The 21,685-nt window shown below is 70.3% G+C and carries 22 protein-coding genes; 3 read left to right on the top strand and 19 right to left on the bottom strand.

Annotation, left to right across the window (positions count from 1 at the left end; all coding sequences use genetic code 11):
- Positions 1 to 31 precede the first annotated feature (31 nt).
- Entirely contained in the window at positions 32 to 385 is a 354-nt protein-coding gene (locus H976_RS26120) for a hypothetical protein (RefSeq protein ID WP_196804057.1), read from the bottom strand.
- A 45-nt stretch (positions 386 to 430) separates the two neighbouring features.
- On the opposite strand from H976_RS26120, the gene H976_RS0112715 reads away from it, so the two are divergent.
- Positions 431 to 1,210 carry a crotonase/enoyl-CoA hydratase family protein gene (locus tag H976_RS0112715; protein WP_027861852.1) on the top strand — a complete coding sequence of 260 codons (780 nt, stop codon included), beginning with the start codon at positions 431 to 433 and terminating at the stop codon, positions 1,208 to 1,210.
- A 102-nt stretch (positions 1,211 to 1,312) separates the two neighbouring features.
- Here H976_RS0112715 and H976_RS0112710 read toward each other — a convergent pair whose 3' ends face one another.
- Positions 1,313 to 1,525 (bottom strand): BldC family transcriptional regulator, encoded by a 213-nt coding sequence (locus tag H976_RS0112710; protein WP_027861851.1) that lies wholly within the window; start codon positions 1,523 to 1,525, stop codon positions 1,313 to 1,315.
- A gap of 212 nt (positions 1,526 to 1,737) precedes the next feature.
- Here H976_RS0112710 and H976_RS26115 point away from each other — a divergent pair, with 212 nt between their 5' ends.
- Positions 1,738 to 2,829 (top strand): Glu/Leu/Phe/Val dehydrogenase, encoded by a 1,092-nt coding sequence (locus H976_RS26115; RefSeq protein ID WP_051276769.1) that lies wholly within the window; start codon positions 1,738 to 1,740, stop codon positions 2,827 to 2,829.
- 45 nt (positions 2,830 to 2,874) lie between these two features.
- On the opposite strand, the gene H976_RS0112700 is transcribed toward H976_RS26115, so the two are convergent.
- The 10 genes from H976_RS0112700 to purL form a co-directional block, all read right to left on the bottom strand.
- A complete protein-coding gene (locus H976_RS0112700) occupies positions 2,875 to 3,075 on the bottom strand; it encodes a DUF3073 domain-containing protein (RefSeq protein ID WP_027861850.1) in 201 nt (66 codons plus the stop codon).
- A 145-nt stretch (positions 3,076 to 3,220) separates the two neighbouring features.
- Positions 3,221 to 4,297 carry a phosphoribosylformylglycinamidine cyclo-ligase gene (purM, locus tag H976_RS0112695; RefSeq protein ID WP_027861849.1) on the bottom strand — a complete coding sequence of 359 codons (1,077 nt, stop codon included), beginning with the start codon at positions 4,295 to 4,297 and terminating at the stop codon, positions 3,221 to 3,223.
- The gene (purF, locus tag H976_RS0112690; protein ID WP_027861848.1) at positions 4,294 to 5,853 is read right to left on the bottom strand and encodes an amidophosphoribosyltransferase; all 1,560 of its coding nucleotides are present in this window, start codon (positions 5,851 to 5,853) and stop codon (positions 4,294 to 4,296) included. The genes purM and purF overlap by 4 nt, the downstream gene beginning before the upstream one ends.
- Positions 5,854 to 5,975: 122 nt before the next feature.
- Positions 5,976 to 6,452, bottom strand: a complete 477-nt coding sequence (locus tag H976_RS0112685) for a (2Fe-2S)-binding protein (protein ID WP_027861847.1) — start codon at positions 6,450 to 6,452, stop codon at positions 5,976 to 5,978.
- A 9-nt stretch (positions 6,453 to 6,461) separates the two neighbouring features.
- On the bottom strand, positions 6,462 to 8,819 hold the full coding sequence (locus tag H976_RS0112680; protein ID WP_027861846.1) for a molybdopterin cofactor-binding domain-containing protein: 2,358 nt from the start codon (positions 8,817 to 8,819) through the stop codon (positions 6,462 to 6,464).
- A 167-nt stretch (positions 8,820 to 8,986) separates the two neighbouring features.
- Complete coding sequence (locus tag H976_RS26110; protein ID WP_196804056.1) at positions 8,987 to 9,772, bottom strand: inositol monophosphatase; 786 nt, start codon at positions 9,770 to 9,772, stop codon at positions 8,987 to 8,989.
- Positions 9,773 to 9,784: 12 nt separating this feature from the next.
- Positions 9,785 to 11,131: a dipeptidase gene (locus H976_RS0112670; protein ID WP_036226198.1), complete on the bottom strand. Its 1,347-nt coding sequence runs from the start codon at positions 11,129 to 11,131 to the stop codon at positions 9,785 to 9,787.
- A gap of 9 nt (positions 11,132 to 11,140) precedes the next feature.
- The gene (locus H976_RS0112665) at positions 11,141 to 11,506 is read right to left on the bottom strand and encodes a sterol carrier family protein (RefSeq protein WP_027861844.1); all 366 of its coding nucleotides are present in this window, start codon (positions 11,504 to 11,506) and stop codon (positions 11,141 to 11,143) included.
- A gap of 30 nt (positions 11,507 to 11,536) precedes the next feature.
- Positions 11,537 to 13,132, bottom strand: coding sequence for an MFS transporter (locus H976_RS0112660; protein ID WP_027861843.1), 1,596 nt, complete (start codon positions 13,130 to 13,132; stop codon positions 11,537 to 11,539).
- 78 nt (positions 13,133 to 13,210) lie between these two features.
- Positions 13,211 to 15,490: a phosphoribosylformylglycinamidine synthase subunit PurL gene (purL, locus tag H976_RS26105; protein ID WP_036226194.1), complete on the bottom strand. Its 2,280-nt coding sequence runs from the start codon at positions 15,488 to 15,490 to the stop codon at positions 13,211 to 13,213.
- A 195-nt stretch (positions 15,491 to 15,685) separates the two neighbouring features.
- Between purL and H976_RS30685 the strand changes: the two genes are divergently transcribed.
- Positions 15,686 to 17,086 carry a glycoside hydrolase domain-containing protein gene (locus H976_RS30685; RefSeq protein WP_081682867.1) on the top strand — a complete coding sequence of 467 codons (1,401 nt, stop codon included), beginning with the start codon at positions 15,686 to 15,688 and terminating at the stop codon, positions 17,084 to 17,086.
- A gap of 63 nt (positions 17,087 to 17,149) precedes the next feature.
- Here H976_RS30685 and purQ read toward each other — a convergent pair whose 3' ends face one another.
- The 7 genes from purQ to purB all read right to left on the bottom strand — a co-directional run bounded on the left by purQ (position 17,150) and on the right by purB (position 21,674).
- Entirely contained in the window at positions 17,150 to 17,821 is a 672-nt protein-coding gene (gene purQ / locus H976_RS0112645) for a phosphoribosylformylglycinamidine synthase subunit PurQ (RefSeq protein ID WP_027861842.1), read from the bottom strand.
- Positions 17,818 to 18,063, bottom strand: coding sequence for a phosphoribosylformylglycinamidine synthase subunit PurS (purS, locus tag H976_RS0112640; protein WP_027861841.1), 246 nt, complete (start codon positions 18,061 to 18,063; stop codon positions 17,818 to 17,820). The genes purQ and purS overlap by 4 nt, the downstream gene beginning before the upstream one ends.
- A 57-nt stretch (positions 18,064 to 18,120) precedes the next feature.
- Positions 18,121 to 18,534, bottom strand: coding sequence for an SRPBCC family protein (locus H976_RS31135; protein ID WP_369759030.1), 414 nt, complete (start codon positions 18,532 to 18,534; stop codon positions 18,121 to 18,123).
- 20 nt (positions 18,535 to 18,554) lie between these two features.
- Positions 18,555 to 19,445 carry a phosphoribosylaminoimidazolesuccinocarboxamide synthase gene (locus tag H976_RS0112630; protein WP_027861839.1) on the bottom strand — a complete coding sequence of 297 codons (891 nt, stop codon included), beginning with the start codon at positions 19,443 to 19,445 and terminating at the stop codon, positions 18,555 to 18,557.
- A gap of 70 nt (positions 19,446 to 19,515) precedes the next feature.
- Positions 19,516 to 19,656 carry a hypothetical protein gene (locus H976_RS30005; RefSeq protein ID WP_155918220.1) on the bottom strand — a complete coding sequence of 47 codons (141 nt, stop codon included), beginning with the start codon at positions 19,654 to 19,656 and terminating at the stop codon, positions 19,516 to 19,518.
- Positions 19,657 to 19,812: 156 nt separating this feature from the next.
- A complete protein-coding gene (locus H976_RS0112620; RefSeq protein WP_027861838.1) occupies positions 19,813 to 20,085 on the bottom strand; it encodes an acylphosphatase in 273 nt (90 codons plus the stop codon).
- A 170-nt stretch (positions 20,086 to 20,255) separates the two neighbouring features.
- The gene (gene purB, locus H976_RS0112615) at positions 20,256 to 21,674 is read right to left on the bottom strand and encodes an adenylosuccinate lyase (RefSeq protein ID WP_027861837.1); all 1,419 of its coding nucleotides are present in this window, start codon (positions 21,672 to 21,674) and stop codon (positions 20,256 to 20,258) included.
- Between the last annotated feature and the right edge of the window lie 11 nt (positions 21,675 to 21,685).

The raw sequence follows: 21,685 nt of genomic DNA, 5'->3' as shown, positions 1-21,685 counted from the left end.
GCCCCACTCGGCCTTGCCCATCTGAGGCCCCTCAGCTCCCGAGTCGGCGCCGGATCGCTCGTCCGGCGCCGACTAGGGCGATGGCCGCCAGCGCCGTCGAGACCCCGACCGCGCGGTCCTCGGACCGTGCGTGCTCGGCCAGCACCCCGCCCACCGACAGGTGTGAGAGCGCGGAACCGCCTGAGGTGGAGGACAGCACCGAGGCCACGCTCAGGAACGAGCCGATCGAGAACAGTGACCCGAACGAGCACACGCTTCCGACCGACGCACACGACCAGACGCTCCCGATCGAGAGCACCGAACCCTCCGAGGAGATGCTCAGGAACGAGTCCTCGGACCACAGGGACAGGGAGCTGCCTGACTCGGCCACGGCGTCGGTGCTCACGCGCACCAGTGTCGCCCATCTGCGCCTCAGGCCTAGCCTGAGTCCATGCAGGTGCGCGTGGACCAGGACGGACCCGTCACGACCGTCACCATCGACCGACCCGAGGCACGCAACGCCGTCGACCGGCCCACCGCGGAGGCGCTGGCGGACGCCTTCCGGGCCTTCGACGCCGACGAGACGGCTGCCGTGGCCGTGCTGACTGGTGCCGGCGGCCACTTCTGCGCCGGCGCCGACCTGAAGGCGGTCGGTGAGGGTCGCGGCAACCGGGTCGAGGCCGACGGGGACGGGCCGATGGGCCCGAGCCGGATGCGTCTGTCCAAGCCGGTGGTGGCCGCGATCGAGGGGTACGCCGTCGCCGGTGGCCTGGAGCTGGCGATCTGGGCCGATCTGCGGGTGGCCTCGACCGATGCCGTCCTCGGGGTCTTCTGCCGCCGTTGGGGCGTGCCGCTGATCGATGGCGGGACGGTGCGCCTGCCACGACTGATCGGCGAGTCACGGGCGATGGACCTCGTGCTCACCGGGCGCGCGGTCCCCGGCCCGGAGGCCTACGAGATGGGGCTGGTGAACCGGCTGTGCGCACCGGGAGAGGCGTTGGCCGTGGCCCAGCGCCTCGCCGCGGACATCGCTGCGTTCCCCCAGACCTGCACGCGCCAGGACCGGCTCAGCGTGCTGGGCCAGTGGGGCCTGTCCGAGCAGGAGGCCCTGGACAGCGAGCTCGCGCACGGCCTGGTGTCGTTGCAGGCAGACGCCCTGGCCGGCGCGACTCGCTTCGCCGCCGGAGCGGGGCGGCACGGTGCGCCTGAGGGTCCCGGTCCCGGTGGGTGAGTCACCAGAGAACGTTCAAGACCCTCCGCCGCAATGACGGAGGGCCTTGCGGGTCGTGCTGGACTCGGGTCGTCGCCGAGGGGGTGCGACGCCCCGGTCGTGTCAGTCTCGGGCGCTGCGCTGGGCGGGGATGACGTCGCCCAGGAGTTCCTTGACTTCGGACTCGCGGTAGCGACGGTGGCCACCGAGAGTGCGGATGGCGGACAGCTTGCCGGCCTTGGCCCAGCGCGTGACCGTCTTCGGGTCCACACGGAACATGGCGGCTACCTCAGCGGGCGTGAGGAGTGATTCTGTTTCGGTCGGTCGCGTTACCACGGCGCTCCCCTTAAGTGATGCTGTGACTCGGAGCTCTTTGCTCTTCTGGAAGTGTGCCACCGGGCTTGATCGCCCGAAACCTGATATGTCCGGATTCTTGAAAACGGCCGTAAAACGGTCGTTGTAGTCTAGACCAGTCCAGGTCCACCCTTGCCAGGACGACAAAGTCGTGCAATCACCCCAAGTGCGACAAAACAGAAAGGTCCACCACCGTGGCCCCAGAGCAGTACCCCTCGTTCGACGATCTCGACGGGCACGAGCAGGTCGTCGCCTGCTCGGACGAGCGCAGCGGACTCCGCGCCTACATCGCCATCCACTCCACCGCCCGCGGCCCCGCACTGGGTGGCACCCGCTTCCACTCCTACGCCAGCGACGCCGACGCCCTGCGCGACGTGCTGAACCTCTCCCGCGGCATGTCCTACAAGGCCGCGATGGCCGGGCTCGACCTCGGCGGCGGCAAGGCCGTCATCCTCGGTGACCCGCTCACCGACAAGAGCCCCGCCCTGCTGCACGCCTACGGGCGGTTCGTGCAGTCGCTGAACGGGCGCTACTACACCGCCTGCGACGTGGGGACCTACTCCGAGGACATGGACGTCATCGCCGAGGAGAGCCGCTTCGTGACCGGTCGCACGGTCGCGCAGGGTGGCGCCGGCGACAGCTCAGTGCTCACGGCGTACGGCGTGTTCCAGGGCATGCGCGCCGCCGCGGAAGCCACCTGGGGCGCACCCACGCTCGCCGGGCGGACCGTCGGCGTCGCCGGCGTCGGCAAGGTCGGGCGGCACCTCGTGGGCCACCTGCTCGAGGACGGCGCCCGGGTCGTCATCTCCGACGTCTACTCACCGGCCGTGGCGCGGATCCTGGAGGAGCACCCCGAGGTCCGGGCGGTGGCCGACACCGACGCGCTGGTCGCCGAGCCGATCGACGTCTACTCGCCGTGCGCGCTCGGCGACGCCCTCACCGACGACGTCGTGGCGACGCTGCGGGCCAGGGTCGTGTGCGGGGCGGCGAACAACCAGCTCGCGCACCCCGGCGTGGAGAAGCAGCTGGCCGACGCCGGCATCCTGTACGCCCCCGACTACGTGGTCAACGCCGGCGGGCTGATCCAGGTCGCCGACGAGCTGCACGGCTTCGACTTCGAGCGGGCTCACGCCCGCGCGACACTCATCCTGGACACCACGCGCGAGGTCTTCGCGCTCGCCGACGCCGAGGGCGTGCCGCCTGCGGTGGCCGCCGACCGGATCGCCGAGCAGCGGATGGCAGACGCCGCGCGCGCCGACGGCGACCGCGGGATCTGGCTGCCCTGAGCAGGCCCACGTGGGGGCCGGGTCAGTCAGCCGTCGCGACCAGGATCAGTCGCGTGAGGAGGAGTCGGAGTAGTCCGACCACTTGTCGTACTCGTCAGAGTCGTCGACTGGCTCAGGCTTCTCGGCCTGGGTCGACTCGTCTCCGTGCAGCTCCTGGGCCAGCGATGCGAAGTCCGTCTCGTGAGTGCGGTACTTCAGATCGCGAGCAACCTTGGTCTGCTTCGCCTTTGCACGGCCGCGCCCCATGGGTGGCCCCCTCGCACGTTTGGCCGGCAGCGCTTGGCCTGCCGGTCTGAGTTAACTGTTCGTGGGTCAACCCTAACTGGCGAGTGGTGATTCCCGCACGTCGGCCCGCCAACTTGGACGCGCCGGATCCGCGCTGATCTACGGGTCAGTGCCGGGAGTGATCGCCGTGCAGCGTGACCCGCCCGCCGTCGCCCGCGGTCGCCTCGGTGACGAGGCCGGCCACCCAGGCGTCGATGCCGAAGCCGGCGAGCACCGAGACCGCTCGATCGGCATCGGCGGCCGCGGTCAGGGAGACCATCCCGACGCCGCAGTTCAGGGTCTTCTCGAGGTCCTCGCGGGCCACCCCTCCGGTCTCGGCTACGAGGCCGAAGACGGGTGGCAGCGACCAGCTGGACCGGTCGATGGAGGCGGTGAGCTCGACCGGAAGCACCCGCTCGAGGTTCGCCGCCAGACCACCTCCGGTGATGTGCGACATCGCGTGCGTCTCGGTGTGCTTGGCCAGGTCGAGGCAGGCCTTGGCATAGATCCGGGTCGGCTCGAGGAGCTCCTCCCCGAGCGTGCGGCCGAGGTCGTCGACGTGCTCGTCGAGCCGCCGCCCCCCCTGCTCGAGCAGGACGTGGCGCACCAGGGAGTAGCCGTTGGCGTGCAGCCCGCTCGAGGCCATCGCGATCACCACGTCCCCGGGGCGGACGCGACCGGGGCCTAGGAGCTGGCTGGCCTCGACCACACCGGTGGTGGAGCCGGCCACGTCGTACTCGTCGGGCTCCAGCAGTCCGGGGTGCTCGGCGGTCTCGCCGCCCACGAGCGCGCACCCGGCGGTGACGCACGCCTCGGCGATGCCCTTGACGATGGCCGCGATCCGTTCGGGGACGACGCGGCCGGTGGCGATGTAGTCGGTCAGGAAGAGCGGCTCGGCACCGCAGACGACGAGGTCGTCGACGAGCATGCCGACGAGGTCGAACCCGATCGTGTCGTGCTTGTCGAGCGCCTGCGCGATCGCCACCTTGGTGCCGACGCCGTCGGCCGAGCTGGCCAGCAGCGGGCGCTCGTAGGCCTTGAGCGCACTGGCGTCGAACAGCCCGGCGAAGCCGCCGATGCCGCCGACCATCTCGGGGCGCCGGGCCTTGTCGACCCAGACGCGCATCAGCTCGACGGCCTTGTCGCCGGCCTCGATCGAGACGCCGGCCGCCTCGTAGGTGGCTCCGGAGCTGGGCTGGCTCATGGGCGGTCGAGCGCGTCGACGGCGCCGCCGCCGGCCAGCGAGGTCGCCAGGCCCTCGGCCTCGATCAGCGGTGCCATCTCGAGCAGGTGCTTGCCGAGGAACTCCGGCTCGGGCAGCTTGACCGGGTAGACGCCGTCGAAGCAGGCGCGGCACAGGCTGTCGGAGGGCACCGAGGTCGCCTCGACCAGCTGCTCCAGGGAGATGTAGGCCAGGGAGTCGGCGCCGATGGAGTTGCAGATCTCCTCGGTGGACAGGCCGTTGGCGATCAGCTCGGCGCGGGTGGCGAAGTCGATGCCGTAGAAGCAGGGCCACTTCACCGGGGGGCTGGAGATGCGCACGTGGACCTCGCGGGCACCTGCCTCACGGAGCATCCGGACCAGGGCGCGCTGGGTGTTGCCGCGCACGATCGAGTCGTCGACGACGACCAGCCGCTTGCCCTCGATCACGTCACGCAGCGGGTTGAGCTTGAGCCGGATGCCGAGCTGGCGGATCGTCTGGCTGGGCTGGATGAAGGTGCGCCCGACGTAGGAGTTCTTCACCAGGCCGGTGCCGTAGGGGATGCCGCTGGCCTCGGCGTACCCGATGGCGGCGGGGGTGCCGGACTCCGGCACAGGGATGACGAGATCGGCGTCGGCGGGGTAGTCCTTGGCCAGGCGTCGCCCGATCTCCACGCGCACGCTGTGGATGCGCTGGCCGGAGATCAGGGTGTCGGGCCGGGCGAGGTAGACGAACTCGAACAGGCAGCCCTTGGGCTCGGGCTTGGCGAAGATGCGGCTGCGCAGGCCCTGCTCGTCGACGGCGATCATCTCGCCCGGCTCGATCTCACGGATGTACGACGCACCCACGATGTCGAGGGCAGCCGTCTCGCTCGCCACCACCCAGCCCCGCTCGAGTCGGCCGAGCACGAGCGGCCGGATGCCCTGGGGGTCGCGGGCGGCGTACAGCGTGGACTCGTCCATCCAGACGAAGGAGTAGGCACCCTGCAGCCTGGGAAGCAGCTCGACGGCGCGCTCCTCGAGCGAGGTGTCGGGATGCACGGCCAGGAGGGCGGTGACCAGGGAGGTGTCGTTGGTGCTGGTCTCGAGCTTGCGGGCGCCGAAGTCGAGCTCGGTGTCCACCGGGAGGTCGGCGACCATCTGCTGGAGGTCGCGGGTGTTGGTCAGGTTGCCGTTGTGGGCCAGCGCGATCGAGCCGTCGGCGGTGGGCCGGAAGGTCGGCTGGGCGTTGTGCCAGGTACTGGCCCCGGTCGTGGAGTAGCGCGAGTGACCCACCGCGAGGTGGCCCTTGAGGGCCTCCAGGGTGGACTCGTCGAACACCTGAGAGACCAGGCCCATGTCCTTGTAGACCAGGATCTGGCGGCCGTTGCTGACCGAGATGCCGGCCGACTCCTGGCCACGGTGCTGGAGGGCGTAGAGACCGAAGTAGGTGAGCTTGGCGACGTCTTCGCCGGGGGCCCAGACACCGAAGACGCCACAGGCGTCCTGGGGTCCGCGGTCGTGGGGGTCGAGGTCATGCGTCAGGCGGCCGTCTCCGGGACGGCGAGCGTTGCTGGCCACGCGGCCGAGTGTACGTGCCGCTGAAGGAGCGACGTACCGCCGTCCGGGGTGTCGCTCCTGTGAGTCGGGGGCGGGTCCGACCAGGGTCCCCCCGGTTGCCCTGGTGGTCACCCGCCCCCGACTCACATGTCCTTGGCCCCTGCCTTGATCGCCTCACGGATCCGGGAGTAGGTGCCGCACCGGCAGACGTTGCGGATCTCGTCGAGATCGGCGTCGCTGACCTCGTGCCCCTCGGCCCGGGCCTTCCTGACGGTGGCGACAGCAGCCATGATCTGGCCGGGCTGGCAGTAGCCGCACTGGGCCACGTCGTACTCCAGCCACGCCTGTTGCATCGGGTGCAGGTCACCGTCGGCGGTGTCGGCCAGCCCCTCGATCGTGGTGACCTCGTCGGTCTCCGAGATGTCGGCCACGCGCACCGAGCAGGGGTTGAAGGCCTTGCCGTTGAGGTGCGACGTACAGGCCTTGCAGACGTTGATGCCGCAGCCGTACTTCGGGCCGGTGAGCCCGACGATGTCGCGGATGACCCAGAGCAGGCGGACGTCGTCGTCCACGTCGACGGTCGTCGACTTCCCGTTGAGGATGAAGGTGTGCTTCGGCATGTCGTGTCCTCAGTAGGTGTGGCTCAGGCCGTCGGTGGGGGACGCGGGTACGGGGGGCACGAAGCTCTTGACCTCGAAGGCCAACGGGTCGTCGTGGTTGATCGGGAACCTGGTCGGCACCTTCCCGGTGGCCCGGGCGAACGCGCAGGCGACCGCTGCGGCCGAAGCCGCCACGCCTGCCTCTCCGGCGCCGCCGGGCTGGTCGGAGCCCGAGTCGACGATGACGGCCTCGAAGTCGTGCGGGACGTTCCACTGCCGTGTGTAGAAGTAGTTGTCCCAGCTGGCCTCGAGGAAGTGGCCGTCGCGGAGGTGCACGCTGCTGGTCAGGGTGAGCGCCATCCCGTCGGAGAAGCCACCCATCATCTGGGCCTTCAAACCGTTCGGGTTGATCACCAGACCCGCGTCCACTGCGACCGTGGCCCGGGTGACCCGCGGGCCGGTGACGCCGTCGCGGACCTTGCGATTGACCGTCTCCGGCCGGCAGTCGATCTCCACGACGCAGGCCGTGGCGCCCTTGTACTCCTTGTGCAACGAGATCCCCTGGGACGTGCCCGGGGCCATCGTCTTGCCCCAGTCGCCGACCTCGGCCGCCTTGCGGAGCACCGCCTTCACCCGCTCGTCCTTCAGGAACGCCAGCCGGAACGCGAGGGGGTCCTTGCCCATCGCCCGGGCCAGCTGGTCGATGACGAGCTCGTTGGCCACGCGTACGTCGGGTGAGTAGATGTTGCGCATGCTGCCGGTGTTGAACCGGCGCTCGGTCTCGTTGATCACCTGGGTGACCGCGCCGAAGTTGTAGGGCAGCTCCTGGGTGAGGTTGAAGATCACCTCGGCGTAGGTCTGGTTGCCGAGTCCGCCGGGCAGCCGCCCACCCAGCGCGGTGATCATCTCGCCGAAGCCGTGGCTGAAGTCGGTGGCGACGCTGGTGTGGCGCTGCTCGAAGCTGAGCACCTGACCGGCGAGGTACGTCGCCCGGATGCGTGAGGTGCACATCGGGTGCACCCGGCCCTGGCGCGGCTCGTCGGCACGGTGCCACATCAGCCGGACCGGCTTGCCGATCGCCTTCGAGGCCCGGGCCGCCTCGACCGCGTGGTCGGGGAACAGCTTGTGACCGAACGACCCGCCGCCGGTGACGACGTTGACGGTCACCTTCTCCTTGGGCAGGCCGACGGCCTGGGCGATGTCCATCTGGGCCACGATCGGGACCTTCAGCCCGGCCCACACGGTGGCGTGGTCGGCACGCACGTCGGCGACGGCGCAGTAGGGCTCGAGCGCGGCACTGCTGCGGAACATGAAGGTGAAGTCGGCCTCGACCGTCTTGGCCAGCACCGGCACCTTGGGCACCGCCAGCGGCAGCTCCGCCTTGCGCACCTTGGCCAGGATGGTGTCGTCGGACTCGCCCTCGACGGTCCCCGGGTTCCAGTCGACGTCCATGGCGCGGATGGCGTCGATGCACTGGCCGAAGGTCCGGGCCCGGACCGCGATGCCGGTCGCGATCAGGGCGACGTCGGTGACGCCGGGCATCGCGAGCACAGCGGCCTCGTTGCGCAGGCGCTTCGGGGTGCCGTTCAGGGTGGGCGCGCGGCACACCATCGTCGGCATCGCGTCGGGGACCTGGAGGTCCATGGCGAACTTCTTCTGCCCCGTCACGATGTCGCGGGCGTCGACCCGGTTGTGCGACGTGCCGATGACGGCGAAGGAGTCCCGGCCCTTGAGCTGGACGTCGACCGTCCTGGTGGTCGGGGAGGCTGCCTTCTCGGCGAGGTCGCCGTACGTCGCCGAGGAGCCGTCGGGTGCGGTGACGACACCGTTCTTCGACTTCAACAGCGCGACCGCCGAGCCCAGCTCGATGGCCGCGGCCTCGAGCAGGGCGCCCTTCGCGATGGCCGCGGCCACCCGGATCGGGGTGTACGTCGAGACGGTGGTGTTGGAGCCGCCGGTGAGCTGGTTGAGCATCAGCTCGGGACGGGCCGGCGCCAGGGTGACGTGCACCTTCTCGACCGGCAGGTCGAGCTCCTCGGCGATGATCATCGCGGTCGAGGTGGTGATGCCCTGGCCGACCTCCATGCGCGGCAGCGCGAACGAGGCGGTGCCGTCCTTGTTGACCGTGATGGTGATCAGCTGCGCCGTCGGACGCGCGGCGTCGGTCTGCGCGTCCTCGAGGTCGTAGCCCTCGGCGATCTGCGGCGGGGAGGGCACGGCACCGAAGGCAGGGGCCATGCTGCCGAGGTCGACGGCCACGACGAGGGTCGAGGCGCCGATGACGTAGCCGAGGAAGCCGCGGCGACTGACTCCGGAGCCCTGGCGGGGCTGGTCGGGCCGACCGGAGACGTCCCCGGACGTGTCCGGGGTCGATGGGGTGAGGGTCACGCAGCGTCCTCTCGATGTGCTGCGGCCCGGGAGGCTCCCGAGCCTCCCTCCCCCGACGCCGATCCACCCGCTCCCGAGGGTCGACCACCGCCACCGGAGACGTTACCCGGGCGACGTTGAACCCGAAACCACCTGAGACGTCCAGATTTGTCGGACTGGCGCTTCCCTCAGCGCGGCCAGAGGTCGGCGCAGGCCTCGCGGGCACGCTCCACGGTGACCGGGTCGGCGGCGACGACCAGGCCGGGGGCACCCGACCTGGCGGTGTAGGGCGTCCCGTCGCGGTGCGAGGCCGCGCCTCCGGCCTCGCGCACCATCAGGGTGCCGGGCAGGTGGTCCCAGGGATTGGTGTGGCCGTAGAGGACGTAGTCGGCCTCGCCCTCGATCAGCTTCGGGTAGTCGACCCCGCAGCAGACCCAGGTGCCGATCAGCTTCGGCAGGCCGACCGGCTGGCGGCCGCGACGTGACCAGATCGAGGTGGCTCCCTGCGGCTGGTCGCCGGCGGGTTCGCGACGCACCACCTCGCCGTTGCGTCGTACGCCGCCACCCTGCTCGGCCACCCAGGCCATCTCGTGCTCCGGCTGCCAGATCCAGCCGCGCACCGTCTCGCCGTCGATCACCTCCGCGATCATCACGGCGTGGTCCTTCGACCCGTTGACGAAGTTCTTGGTGCCGTCGACCGGGTCGACGGTGAAGCCGTGGTCGGCAGCGCGGAACTGCTCCATCAGCTCGGGTGCCGTCGCGAAGGCCTCCTCGCCGAGCACGACGGCGTCCGGGTAGGCCTCGAGCAGCGCCTTGGTGATCAGCTCCTCGGCCTCGTGGTCGGCCACCGTGACGAGGTCGCCCGGTCGCTTCTCGTCGATCTCCGACGCCGCGAGCGACCGGAACCGTGGCGTGATGACCTCGGCCGCGACGGACTGCATCAGCTCGAGGACCTCGTCGGTGGAGAGCGGCATGTCGTCCTCCGCTCAGTCCGCGAGGTTGGACAGGAGGAAGGCCTCGGCCAGACAGACACGTTCGAACTCCGCGAGATGCAGGCCCTCGTTGGCGCCGTGGGCGCGGGTGTCGGGATCCTCGACCCCGGTGACCAGCACGCTCGCCCGGGGGAAGCTCTCCAGAAACTCGGCGATGAACGGGATGGACCCGCCGACTCCCATGTCGATCGGCTGGACGCCGTCCCAGGCGTCGGTGAAGGCCTTGCGGGCCGCGTCGTACGCCGGACCGGTGGCGTCGATCTGGGTCGCCTCACCGGTGTCGACGAGCTCGAAGCTGAGCTCGGCCCCGAACGGGACGTGCTGCTCGAGGTGGGCTCGCAGGCAGTCGAGGGCGTTCTCGGTGGTGTCGCCCGGAGCGATCCGGAGGGAGAGCTTGGCGCGGGCGGAGGCGGTCAGGGTGTTGCTGGCGCCGTCGACCTTGGGGGCGTCGAGACCGGTGATGGTCAGCGAGGGCTGGGCCCAGAGCCGCTCGACGACCGAGCCGTGGCCGATGAAGCCGACCCCCGGGGCGATGCCGGACTCGGCCCGAAGTCGGTCGGCCGGGTAGTCGACGTCGGCTGCAGTGCCGGTGTGCAGCCCGGCGACGGCCACCGACCCGTCCTCGTCGTACAACGTGGTGAGCAGGCGGGTGAGCGTCATCAGGGCATCCGGCACCAGCCCGCCCCACATGCCGGAGTGCACGGCGTGGGTCAGTGTCCGCACGCCGACGTCGACGCGCACCAGCCCGCGGAGGCTGGTGGTGAGGGCGGGTACGCCGATGTCCCAGTTGCCGCTGTCGGCGATCACGATGACGTCGGCGGCCAGGGTCTCGCGGTGCTCGGCCAGCAGGTCGGCCAGGGTGTCGCTGCCGACCTCCTCCTCGCCCTCGATGAACATCGTCACCCCGACGCCGAGGTCCTCGCCCAGCGCCCGGACGGCGCCGAGGTGGGCGACGATCCCGGCCTTGTCGTCGGCCGCGCCACGACCGTAGAGACGGCCGTCGCGCTCGGTCGGCTCGAACGGAGGAGAGTCCCACTCGGCGTGGTCGTTCTCGGGCTGGACGTCGTGGTGGGCGTAGAGCAGCACCGTCGGCTTCCCGTCGGGCGCGGGCTTGCGGGCGATCACGGCCGGGGCTCGCCCGTCGTCGCGGGCGCTGACGACCTGCACGTCCTCGAAGCCTTCTGCGCTGAACAGGGTGGCCACCGCCTCCGCACTGCGCTGCACCTCGGCGGCGCGGGCAGGGTCGGCGCTGACCGACTCGATCCGCACCAGGTCCTCGAGGTCCTGGCGGATGCGGGGCAGCTCGGCGGTCACCCGCGCACGCAGCTCGTCGATGTCCATGGGTTCAACCTAAGTGGGGCCGTCTCGACCGGTGAGAGGCAGGTAGGGGGTCAGGTCGGCGCGCTCGCCGGAGGCCCGGACGCGGCCGGCTTCGACGGCCTGCTGCCAGGTGGTCTCGCCGGTGGCCAGGGCGATCCAGGTGGTCGCGTCGAGCTCGATCACCGCGGGCGGCGTACCCCTCGTGTGGCGGACGCCGGCGACGACCTGCGCGGCGGCGTACGGCGGCACCCGGACCTCGACCGACTTACCCGGAGCCTGCTCGCTGAGCACGGCGAGGAAGTGCTTGGTCAGCAGCCTGAGATCGGCCTTGGTGCGCTCGTCACGGGAGATGGCCTCGGCGACCGCAGCCGGGTCCTGGGGCTGGAGGCGAGGCACCCCCGCAGGCTATCCGCCCGGGGCGACAGGTCAGCCGAGGTCCATGCCCTCCAGCGGGGCGGAGGGTTTCCGGTCGGGCAGGCGCAACATCCGGAGGGAGTTGCCGATCCCGATCAGGCCGGCGAGGAGGGGCACCAGCAGGGCGATCTGCAGCGAGCGGTTGCGGGCGTCGTTGTTGATGGAGACGACCTCCGCCTCCACTGCTGCGGGCTGTCCGGTGATCCTCTTCTCGAGCTGGGAGTTGCTCATCACCTCGGCGTCGTGCTCCAGCACCTTGGCGATCTGCTGCTGCTCGGCCGCGGGAATGACCTCGCTGTTCTCGGTCATGTGGGTGAAGCTGAACGACAGGGCGGCCAGCATCAGGCCGCCTGCCATGGCCAGGCCGAAGGAGAGTCCGAAGGAGCCGGCGGCCGAGTTCACGCCGGCGGCCTCGCTGACCCGCTCCTCCTCGACCGGCGCGAGGGTGTAGTTGTTCAGCTGCGAGACGAGCAGGCCCAGGCCGGAGCCGGTGACGGCGAGCGGGACCACGAGGTACCAGCCGCTGTCCACCCGAGGCACGAACGGGATGATCACGGCGATCCCGATGCTGACCAGCACGAAGCCCATCCGGATGATCGCGGCCGGGCGGCGCCCACCGGCCCTGCGACCGGCGACCAGGGCCGCGGCGAACATGGTCAGGGACAGCGGTGCCAGCGACAGACCGGCCTCCAGTGCGTCGTACTCGAGGGTCATCTGGAGGAACAGCGGGAGTGCGATCATCGCCCCGCCCAGGGCGACCTGCTGCATCATCTGACCGGTGACCCCGGCGGTGAAGGTCGGGTGCCGGAACAGGTCGGGGTCGAGCAGCGTCACCTGCTGCTCCCGCTTGCGCCGGATCAGCCACCGGGCGAGCAGCCAGAGCGCCACCGCGCCGAGAACCATCAGCAGGCCGACGAACTCGCCGCCCTCCTGCCAGACCAGGATCCCGAGCACCACGCCGCCCATGCCGATCACCGACAGGATCGCGCCGACCACGTCGACCTGGCGATCGCCGGTGTAGGGCACGTCCTTCACCAGGCCGATCTGGCTCAGCACGATGGCGATGATGAGCACCTCGAGCCCGAACCCGACCCGCCACGACAGGTAGGTCGTGACGAACCCGCCCAGCAGGGGCCCGATCGCGGCCGCGATCGCGGCGGCCGCTCCGACCATCGCATAGGCCTGCGTCTGGGCCGAGCCCGAGAAGTTGCCGTGGATCAGCGACTGCATGGCCGGCAGGAGCAGCGAGGCGCCGAGGCCGCCGATGATGGCCCAGAAGATGATGATCGCGGTGAGGCTCTGGGCGAGCGTCATGGCCAGCGCCCCGATGGCGTAGGCGAGCAGTCCGAGGACGTAGGCCCGCTTGCGGCCGATCAGGTCGCCGACCTTGCTGTTGATCAGGATGAAGGCCGCCGAGACCAGCGCTTCGAGTGCGATCGCGGACTGTACGCCGCTGGCCGTCGTGTCCAGGTCGGTGATGACGGCCGAGATGGACACGTTCATCAAGGAGGTGTCCACCACCAGCACGAACATCGCAGCCGCCAGGAGCAGCATCAGCCGGCGACTGCCCGACACCGCCTCGTTGCCGCCCTGCGCCCCGGTGGTCATGAGTGCCTCCCGGCGCATCATGCTCAGGCCGACCGCCGACCTGCCTCACCCGAGACGTGTGAGGGACGAGCGAGCTGCCTAGGCCAGGGCGGCGGGGAGCGTGACGGTCCAGGCGGTGCGCAGCTCCTCGAGGGGTACGTCGAACAGGCCGGTCACCGACAGCGAGTCGCCGCGGGTCTGACCGAGGGAGGTGATCGGTACGCCGTGCTCGGCGGCCAGGTCGAAGAGCCGCTCCTCGTCGTCGGGGCCGTCCACCGTGACCAGCACCCGGCCGGCCGACTCGCTGAACAGCTCGACGAAGGGGTCACCGGCGAGCTCGACCCGGACACCGACACCGTTGCGGAGGCACGACTCGGCCAGGGCCTGGGCGAGGCCGCCGTCGGAGAGGTCGTGCGCCGAGGACAGCACCCCGGTCGCCTCGACCAGCAGCTCGCTGAGCCCCCGTTCGGCGGCGAGGTCCACCCGGGGCGGCGTACCTCCGAGGTGGCCGTGGACGACGTGGGCCCACTCGGACCCGGACAGCTCCTCGCGGGTCTCGCCGAGCAGCAGCACCTGCTGGCCGGCCGCCGGGAAGCCGGTCGGCGTACGCCTCGTGACGTCCTCGATGACGCCGAGCACCGCCACGACGGGCGTCGGCAGGATCGCGGTCTCGCCGGTCTGGTTGTAGAGGCTGACGTTGCCGCCGGTGACCGGGATGCCGAGCTCGAGGCAGGCGTCCTTCAGGCCCCGGCAGGCCTCGGCGAACTGCCACATCACTGCGGGGTCCTCGGGCGAGCCGAAGTTGAGGCAGTCGCTGATCGCCAGCGGGGTGGCGCCACCGGTCGACACGTTGCGGTAGGACTCGGCGAGCGCGAGCTGGGCCCCGGCGTACGGGTCGAGCAGGGCGAAGCGGCCGTTGCAGTCGGTCGAGACCGCCACACCGAGGTTGGTGTCGTCGTCGACGCGGATCATGCCGCTGTCGCTCGGCTGGGCGAGCACGGTGTTGCCCTGCACGTAGCGGTCGTACTGGTCGGTGATCCAGGACTTGTCGCACAGGTTGGGGCTGGCGACCAGCCGCAGCAGGGTGTCACGCAGCTCGTCGGCGGAGGACGGCGGCGGGAGGGTCTCGGCGCCGTCGGCCTGGAGGACGTCCTGGGAGTCGGGGCGGGCAAAGGGCCGCTGGTACGTCGGGCCGTCGTGGGCCACCGACCGGGGCGGCACGTCTACGACCCGCTCGCCGTGCCAGTCGATCTGCAGACGGTCACCGTCGGTCACCTCGCCGATGACGGTGGCGTCGACCTCCCACTTCTCGCAGATGGCGAGGAAGGCGGCGACATCGTCGGGCTCGACGACGGCCATCATCCGTTCCTGGCTCTCGCTCATCAGGATCTCCTCGGGCGCGAGCGAGGAGTCGCGCAGCGGAACCCGGTCGAGCTCGACGTGCATGCCGCCGTCACCGGCGCTGGCCAGCTCGCTGGTCGCGCAGGAGAGACCGGCGCCGCCGAGGTCCTGGATGCCGGCGACGATGCCGGCCGCGAACAGCTCGAGCGTGCACTCGATGAGCAGCTTCTCCATGAACGGGTCGCCGACCTGGACGCTGGGCCGCTTGGCCGGACCGGTCGAGTCGAAGGTCTCGCTCGCCAGCACGCTGACGCCTCCGATGCCGTCGCCGCCGGTCCTGGCGCCGTAGAGGATCACCTGGTTGCCGACACCGCTCGCCTTGGCCAGGTGGAGGTCCTCGTGACGCAGCACGCCGACGCAGAGGGCGTTGACCAGGGGGTTGCCGAGGTAGGTCTCGTCGAAGACGGCCTCGCCGCCGATGTTCGGCAGGCCGAGGCAGTTGCCGTAGCCACCGACGCCGGCGACGATCCCGGGCAGTACCCGGTGGGTGTCCGGCGCGTCGAGGGGTCCGAAGCGCAGCGGGTCCATCACCGCGACGGGGCGGGCGCCCATGGCGAGGATGTCGCGGACGATGCCACCGACCCCGGTGGCCGCACCCTGGTAGGGCTCGACGTACGACGGGTGGTTGTGGCTCTCGACCTTGAAGGTGACGGCGTAACCCTGACCGATGTCGATGACGCCCGCGTTCTCGCCGATGCCCGCCAGCAGCTTGCCGGTACGCCCCTCCTGGGCCAGCTGATCGGCCAGTTCGGAGAACTGCTTGAGGTGCACCTTGCTCGACTTGTAGGAGCAGTGCTCGCTCCACATCACGGAGTACATCGCCAGCTCGGAGCTGGTCGGCCGCCGGCCGAGGATCTCGCGGATGCGGGCGTACTCGTCGGCTTTCAGGCCCAGCTCGGCCCACGGCTGCTCGTGCCCCGGGTCGGTGGCGGCGTTGGCGACGGTGTCGAGGTGGGCAAGGGTGCTGGTCTCGGGCACGGGATCAACCTACTGGGAGACGGATGGTCCGAGGCACACGGACCCGGCGCGGCCCCGTCGGAGGGTCCGAACGCATCGGACTATCCCTCACCAGAGCAATTTGAATTACACCTTTGTAATTCATTCAAGCCCTGTTACTGGTGTGATTAGTGGGGTTAAAGTCATCGTCATTTCCCGACATTCTTGGAGATTCCGATGCTTCCCCGAGCCTTGTCCGCCGCGTTGGCGGCCGGCCTGATCGCGACCCTGTTCGGCGCCCTGCCCAGCGCGCCGGCGTACGCCGCCAACCCGGTCACCCCGGGGAACTTCACCGGCTACGGCTTCGACCAGTGCGACGCCCCGAGCCAGACCGCGATGTCGACCTGGATCAAGAAGTCGCCGTTCCGGGCCGCGGGCATCTACATCTCCGGCAACTCGCGGGCCTGCCGCACGCAGGCCAACCTGACGCCGACCTGGGTGAAGAACCAGCTCGCCGCCGGCTGGCGCCTGATGCCGATCACGCTCGGCCCGCAGGCCGCCTGCTCGAGCCGCTACCCGCGCTACGGCAAGAACATCGACCCCACGATCATCCCGACCGCCGCGAACACCTACTACGCCGCGCGGAGCCAGGGCCGGGCCGAGGCCCGCAAGGCCGTCACCACCGCGCAACGCCTCGGCATCGTCCGCGGCAGCACGCTGTTCTACGACCTCGAGGCCTTCGACATCCGCAAGAGCACGACCTGCACGAACTCGGCGCTGTGGTACCTCACCGCCTGGACCCGGCAGCTGCACGACCTCGGCTACGCGTCGGGCTACTACTCGAGTGCCGCGTCGGGCATCAGGATGATGGACGACCACCGGGTGGCTCCGCACAGCCCGCTGACCATGCCCGACCAGGTCTGGATCGCGGACTGGAACGGCAAGGCCAACACCAGCTCGTCGTACATCCGCAGTGACGGGTGGCTGCCCTACGGCCGGATGAAGCAGTACCAGGGCGGCCACAACGAGACGTACGGCGGCGTACGGATCAACATCGACCGCAACTACCTGAACCTGCGCACCCCGAAGATCCCGGGTGCCAGCACTCCGGCCCCGCAGCCGGCTCCCACTCCGGCCCCCACGGCGCCGAAGTACACCGGCAGCTCGACCTCGGACGCGCACTGCACCCCCGCGACGATCACCCGCCGGGACTACCCGACCTACAACACCAAGGCGCCGGCGCAGTACGTCATCCCGCTCCAGTGCCTGCTCAAGCAGCAGCACCTGTACAAGTACGAGGTCACTGGGAAGTGGAACAGCCAGACCACGGCCGCGCTGTACTCCTTCCAGGCCAGCATCGGCTTCCCGAAGAAGGCGGTCGTGACGCGTCCGGTCTGGACGGCCCTCGTCACCCACGGCAACAGCCGCACCCTGCTGCGGGTCGGCATGAAGAACGCCGACGCGGTGCGGGTCCAGCGGGCCATGAACGCCGCCCTGGCCAGCGGGCTCGCGGTCTCGGGCACCTACCGACCCGCGACGGCGACCGCCGTGAAGGCCTACCAGCGAGCTGTCGGTCTCCCCGTGACCGGCACGGTCACCGCGGCGACCTGGGCGGCACTCGAGCGCGGCCGGACCTGACCTGCCGGCTCTCGTGAACGGCGGTCTCGACTGATCGCTCGCTGGCGCTCGCTGCTCGACCAGCTAGGCGGCTTGGAGGGCCGCGACGACGCTGGCGAAGAACCCGAGCCCGTCGGTGCCGGGACCGCACAGGTCCTCGACGGCGTGCTCGGGGTGCGGCATCAGCCCGACCACGTTGCCGGCCTCGTTGGTGACGCCGGCGATGGCGCGCTGCGAGCCGTTGGGGTTGGCCCCGGCGTACCGCGCGACCACCCGCCCCTCCCCCTCGAGCAGGTCGAGGGTGTGCTGGTCGGCGACGTAGGAGCCCTCGCCGTTCTTCAGCACGATGGTGAGCTCCTGGCCGGCGGCGTACGCCGAGGTCCAGGCCGTCGCGTTGTTCTCGATGGAGATCCGCTGGTCGAGGCAGCCGAACTTGCGGTGGTCGTTGCGGATCAGCGCGCCGGGCAGCAGGTGGGACTCGCACAGGATCTGGAAACCGTTGCAGATGCCGAGGACCGGCATGCCGCCGCGGGCCGCGGTGACCACCTCGGTCATCACCGGCGCGAAGCGGGCGATCGCGCCGCAGCGCAGGTAGTCGCCGTAGGAGAACCCTCCGGGGAGTACGACGGCATCGACTCCCCTGAGGTCGTGGTCGCCGTGCCAGAGGGCGACCGGCTCGGCCCCGCCCAGCGCCACGGCGCGACGCGCATCGACGTCGTCGAGCGAACCGGGGAAGGTGACGACTCCGATCTTCACGACACCACTCGAACGGCGTAGTCCTCGATCACCGGGTTCGAGAGGAGGGTCTCGGCCATCTCGCGGACCTGGGCCAATCGCTCCTCGGTGGCGTCGCCGTCCAGCTCGATCTCGAATCGCTTGCCCTGTCGGACCTCGCTGACCCCGGTGAAGCCGAGGCGCGGCAGCGCACCCTGCACGGCCTTGCCCTGGGGGTCGAGGATCTCGGGCTTGGGCATGACGTCGACGACGACACGGGCCACGGGAGGCCACCAACTCTCTAGTGGGGATGCAGGCGGCTGCAGTCTATCGACGGGCCGTCAGGCGCTCGCCCGCGACTCGAGGATGCGCCCAGCACGCCGGAGGTCAGAACGTACGGCGAGCAGCCCGACCGCGCTCGCCACCCACCCGACCGGTCGCAGGTAGCCCTCGCCACGCACGACGAACTCGGCGTCGACGCTGCACCCCTCCCGGTGCCGTGCGAAGCGCAGGGTGAGGTCGGCCTCGATCGCCCGCCAGCGGCCGGACTCGGCCCAGAGGACGTCGGTCTCGAGCTCCGTGATCTCCATCTCGGGCGCCATCCCCACCGCGGTGTGGTCGAGCCAGCGGAAGCCGATCCGCGGGGCGCCCTCGTCGATCAGCTCGACACGTCGCAGCGAGGACTGCCACTCAGGCCGGTTGCGCGGGTCGGCGAGATAGGTGAAGGCGTCGTGGAGCGGGACGCCGTACCGCAGGGTGGTGGTGCGTGTCGACCTCAGAACGTCTCCCCCGTCAGGAGCTCGAAGGCCTCGACGTAGCGCGATCGGGTCCGCTCGACGATCTCGGCCGGCAGCGCCGGCGGCCGGTCGCCCGAGGCCCGGTCCCAGCCGCTCGCGGGTGAGGTGAGCCAGTTGCGCACGATCTGCTTGTCGTAGGACTGCTGGGTGCGGCCGGGCTGCCACTCGTCGGCGGGCCAGTAGCGGCTGGAGTCGGGGGTCAGCACCTCATCGCCCAGCACGACGTCGCCGGCGGCGTCACCGCGGAGCCGCGTGCCGAACTCGAACTTCGTGTCAGCCAGGATGATCCCGCGTTCGCGCGCCAGGCCGTCGGCCCGGGCATAGACCTCCAGGGTGAGGTCGCGCAGCCGCTCGGCGGCGTCGCGGCCGATGTCGCTGACGACCGCCTCGTAGGAGACGTTCTCGTCGTGGTCGCCGATCGCGGCCTTGGTCGCAGGAGTGAAGATCGGCGCCGGGAGCCGGCTGCCGTCGACCAGTCCGCGTGGGAGCGCGATGCCGCAGACCTCGCCGGTCGACTGGTAGTCCAGGAGCCCCGAGCCGGTGAGGTATCCCCGCGCCACGCACTCGACCGGGTACATCGCGAGCTCCTCGCAGACGACCGCGCGACCGCGGACGGCCTCGGGCACGTCGGTGGAGACCACGTGGTTGGGCACCAGGTCGGCGAGCTGGTCGAACCACCACAACGACATCCGCGTCAGGATCTCGCCCTTGTCCGGGATCCTGGTGTCCAGCACGAAGTCGTAGGCCGAGATCCGGTCGCTGGCCACCATCAGCAGGTGGCCGTCGTCGAGACGGTAGAGGTCCCGCACCTTCCCGGAGTGGAGGTGCGTGGCGCCCTCGATGGTCGGGGCGTCGGGGATGTTGTGCACGGCGACACCCTACAAACCGACGAGGGGTGCACCGGCGGTCGCCGGCACACCCCTCGAGGAGCAGGTTGGATCAGAGGATCGCCTTGTCGAGAATCGCCTTGTCGAGGATGGCGTGGTTCAAGATGGCGTGGTTCAGGATCGCCTTGTTCGTCGGTGCCTTGGCCTGGGCGGCGCCACCGCCGGCGGGGATCGAGGCGACGGCGAATGCCACGGCGACAGCTACGAGCGCTCCACGGATTCCACGGTTCTTCAAGCTCATGATGATGGGTTCCCTCCCCTCATCGTTGGACCCCGATGGTCCAACGTGTGAGACAGCCTACGTCCGTTTTGGACTAAAGTATACAAACCGGACAATTCGGAATCGGAACTAGCCGGACTCGAATGAAGGGGCTCCGATCGGCTCGGCGTCGGCGGTCCGCACCGCCTCGACCCGGGCCGCCGGCGGGCCGTGGCCACACCAGCTCACGAGGTCCTGAACGGCATCGACCGGCCCCTCGAGATGGGCGTGCACGGAGCCGTCGGGCTCGTTGCGCACCCAGCCGGTCACACCCCGCTGCTCGGCCTGCTCGCGCAACGCGGCCCGGAAGAAGACGCCCTGGACGTGCCCGGTCACCACGACCTCGACTGCAGTGCTGTCCATGGAACCAGCCAACAGGGACCACCCCCGATCCGGAAGGGGGCGGTCCCTGGCGTGGTGCACCGGGCAGAATCGGCGCGTCCACTCAAGGCTCGTACGTCCCCGACGCTAAGCGACAGACAGCCCGGTCACAAGCCCCAAATACTCACGTTTCGGACAGTGGACGGGTGGTGTCAGAGGATCTCGCCGGGACGGTAGTGAGCCGCCTCCGGATCGCCCGACACCACGTCCTCGACCCGTCGTACGACGGCGGCCACCTGCTCGCGTGCGGCGCCGGTGAACTCGATCGGATCCGCTACCAGGACTGCCAGCTGCTGTGCGGAGAGGCCCAGCCGCGGGTCGGCCCCGAGACGCGCGAAGAGGTCGTTCTCGGCCAGTCCCTGACGCATCTCGAGGGCCACGGCGACCGCGTGCTCCTTGATCGCCTCGTGCGCCTCTTCGCGGCCGACGCCGTTGCGGACCGCAGCCATCAGCACCTTGGTGGTGGTCAGGAAGGGCAGGTAGCGGTCGAGCTCGCGCTGCACGACCGCTGGAAAGACTCCGAACTCGTCGAGCACGGTCAGGAACGTCTGGAACAGGCCGTCGGCGGCGAAGAACGCGTCCGGCAGCGCCACGCGGCGTACGACGGAGCAGGAGACGTCGCCCTCGTTCCACTGGTCACCGGCCAGCTCGCCGACCATCGACAGCTGGCCACGCAGCACCACGGCCAGCCCGTTGACGCGCTCGCAGGAGCGGGTGTTCATCTTGTGCGGCATCGCCGAGGAGCCGACCTGCCCCTCCTTGAAGCCCTCGGTCACCAGCTCGATGCCGGCCATCAGCCGGATGGTGGTGGCCAGGTTCGACGGCCCGGCCACCAGCTGGACGAGCGCGGAGACGACGTCGAAGTCGAGCGAGCGCGGATAGACCTGTCCGACGCTCGTGAGCACCCGGTCGAAGCCGAGATGGCGGGCCACCCGTTCCTCGAGCTCGCCGAGCGAGGCCGTCGACCCGTCGAGCAGGTCGAGCATGTCCTGGGAGGTGCCCATCGGGCCCTTGATGCCGCGCAACGGATAGCGCGCGAGGAGGTCGTCGAGCCGGTCGAGCGCGACCAGCATCTCGTCGGCGACGGTGGCGAACCGCTTGCCGAGCGTCGTCGCCTGGGCCGCGACGTTGTGGGAGCGACCGGCCATCACCAGCGCCTCGTGCTCGGTCGCGAGCCGGGCCAGCCGGGCCAGCGTCGCCACCACCCGGGTGCGCAGCAGCACCAGCGAGGACCGGATCTGCAGCTGCTCGACGTTCTCGGTGAGGTCGCGCGAGGTCATCCCCTTGTGGATGTGCTCGTGGCCGGCCAACGCACTGAACTCCTCGATGCGCGCCTTCACGTCGTGCCGAGTCACGCGCTCGCGCGCGGCGATGCTCGCGAGGTCGACCTTCTCGACCACGGCCTCGTAGTCCTCGATCACCCCGTCGGGCACGTCGACACCGAGGTCCTTCTGCGCGGTGAGCACGGCGATCCACAGGCGCCGCTCGAGCACGATCTTGTGCTCCGGCGACCAGATCTCGGCGAGGTCCGCCCCGGCGTAGCGCGTGGCGAGGACGTTGGGGACGGTCACCCGGCAATCTT

The sequence above is a fragment of the Marmoricola sp. URHB0036 genome (assembly GCF_000426045.1).
Taxonomy (GTDB): Bacteria; Actinomycetota; Actinomycetes; order Propionibacteriales; family Nocardioidaceae; genus Marmoricola.
This window is presented reverse-complemented; position numbering and strand designations above follow the sequence as displayed.

What these genes read in the sequence shown, in the direction of transcription:
- H976_RS26110 (WP_196804056.1), bottom strand. Translation starts at nt 9,772, where the DNA reads ATGCCGCTCTCCACCGACGAGGTCCTCGAGCTGATGCAGTCCGTCGCG.
- H976_RS0112685 (WP_027861847.1), bottom strand. Translation starts at nt 6,452, where the DNA reads ATGCCGAAGCACACCTTCATCCTCAACGGGAAGTCGACGACCGTCGAC.
- H976_RS0112620 (WP_027861838.1), bottom strand. Translation starts at nt 20,085, where the DNA reads ATGGACAGCACTGCAGTCGAGGTCGTGGTGACCGGGCACGTCCAGGGC.
- H976_RS30685 (WP_081682867.1), top strand. Translation starts at nt 15,686, where the DNA reads ATGCTTCCCCGAGCCTTGTCCGCCGCGTTGGCGGCCGGCCTGATCGCG.
- H976_RS0112700 (WP_027861850.1), bottom strand. Translation starts at nt 3,075, where the DNA reads ATGGGGCGCGGCCGTGCAAAGGCGAAGCAGACCAAGGTTGCTCGCGAT.
- purM (WP_027861849.1), bottom strand. Translation starts at nt 4,297, where the DNA reads ATGAGCCAGCCCAGCTCCGGAGCCACCTACGAGGCGGCCGGCGTCTCG.
- H976_RS0112670 (WP_036226198.1), bottom strand. Translation starts at nt 11,131, where the DNA reads ATGGACATCGACGAGCTGCGTGCGCGGGTGACCGCCGAGCTGCCCCGC.
- H976_RS0112660 (WP_027861843.1), bottom strand. Translation starts at nt 13,132, where the DNA reads ATGACCACCGGGGCGCAGGGCGGCAACGAGGCGGTGTCGGGCAGTCGC.
- H976_RS0112715 (WP_027861852.1), top strand. Translation starts at nt 431, where the DNA reads ATGCAGGTGCGCGTGGACCAGGACGGACCCGTCACGACCGTCACCATC.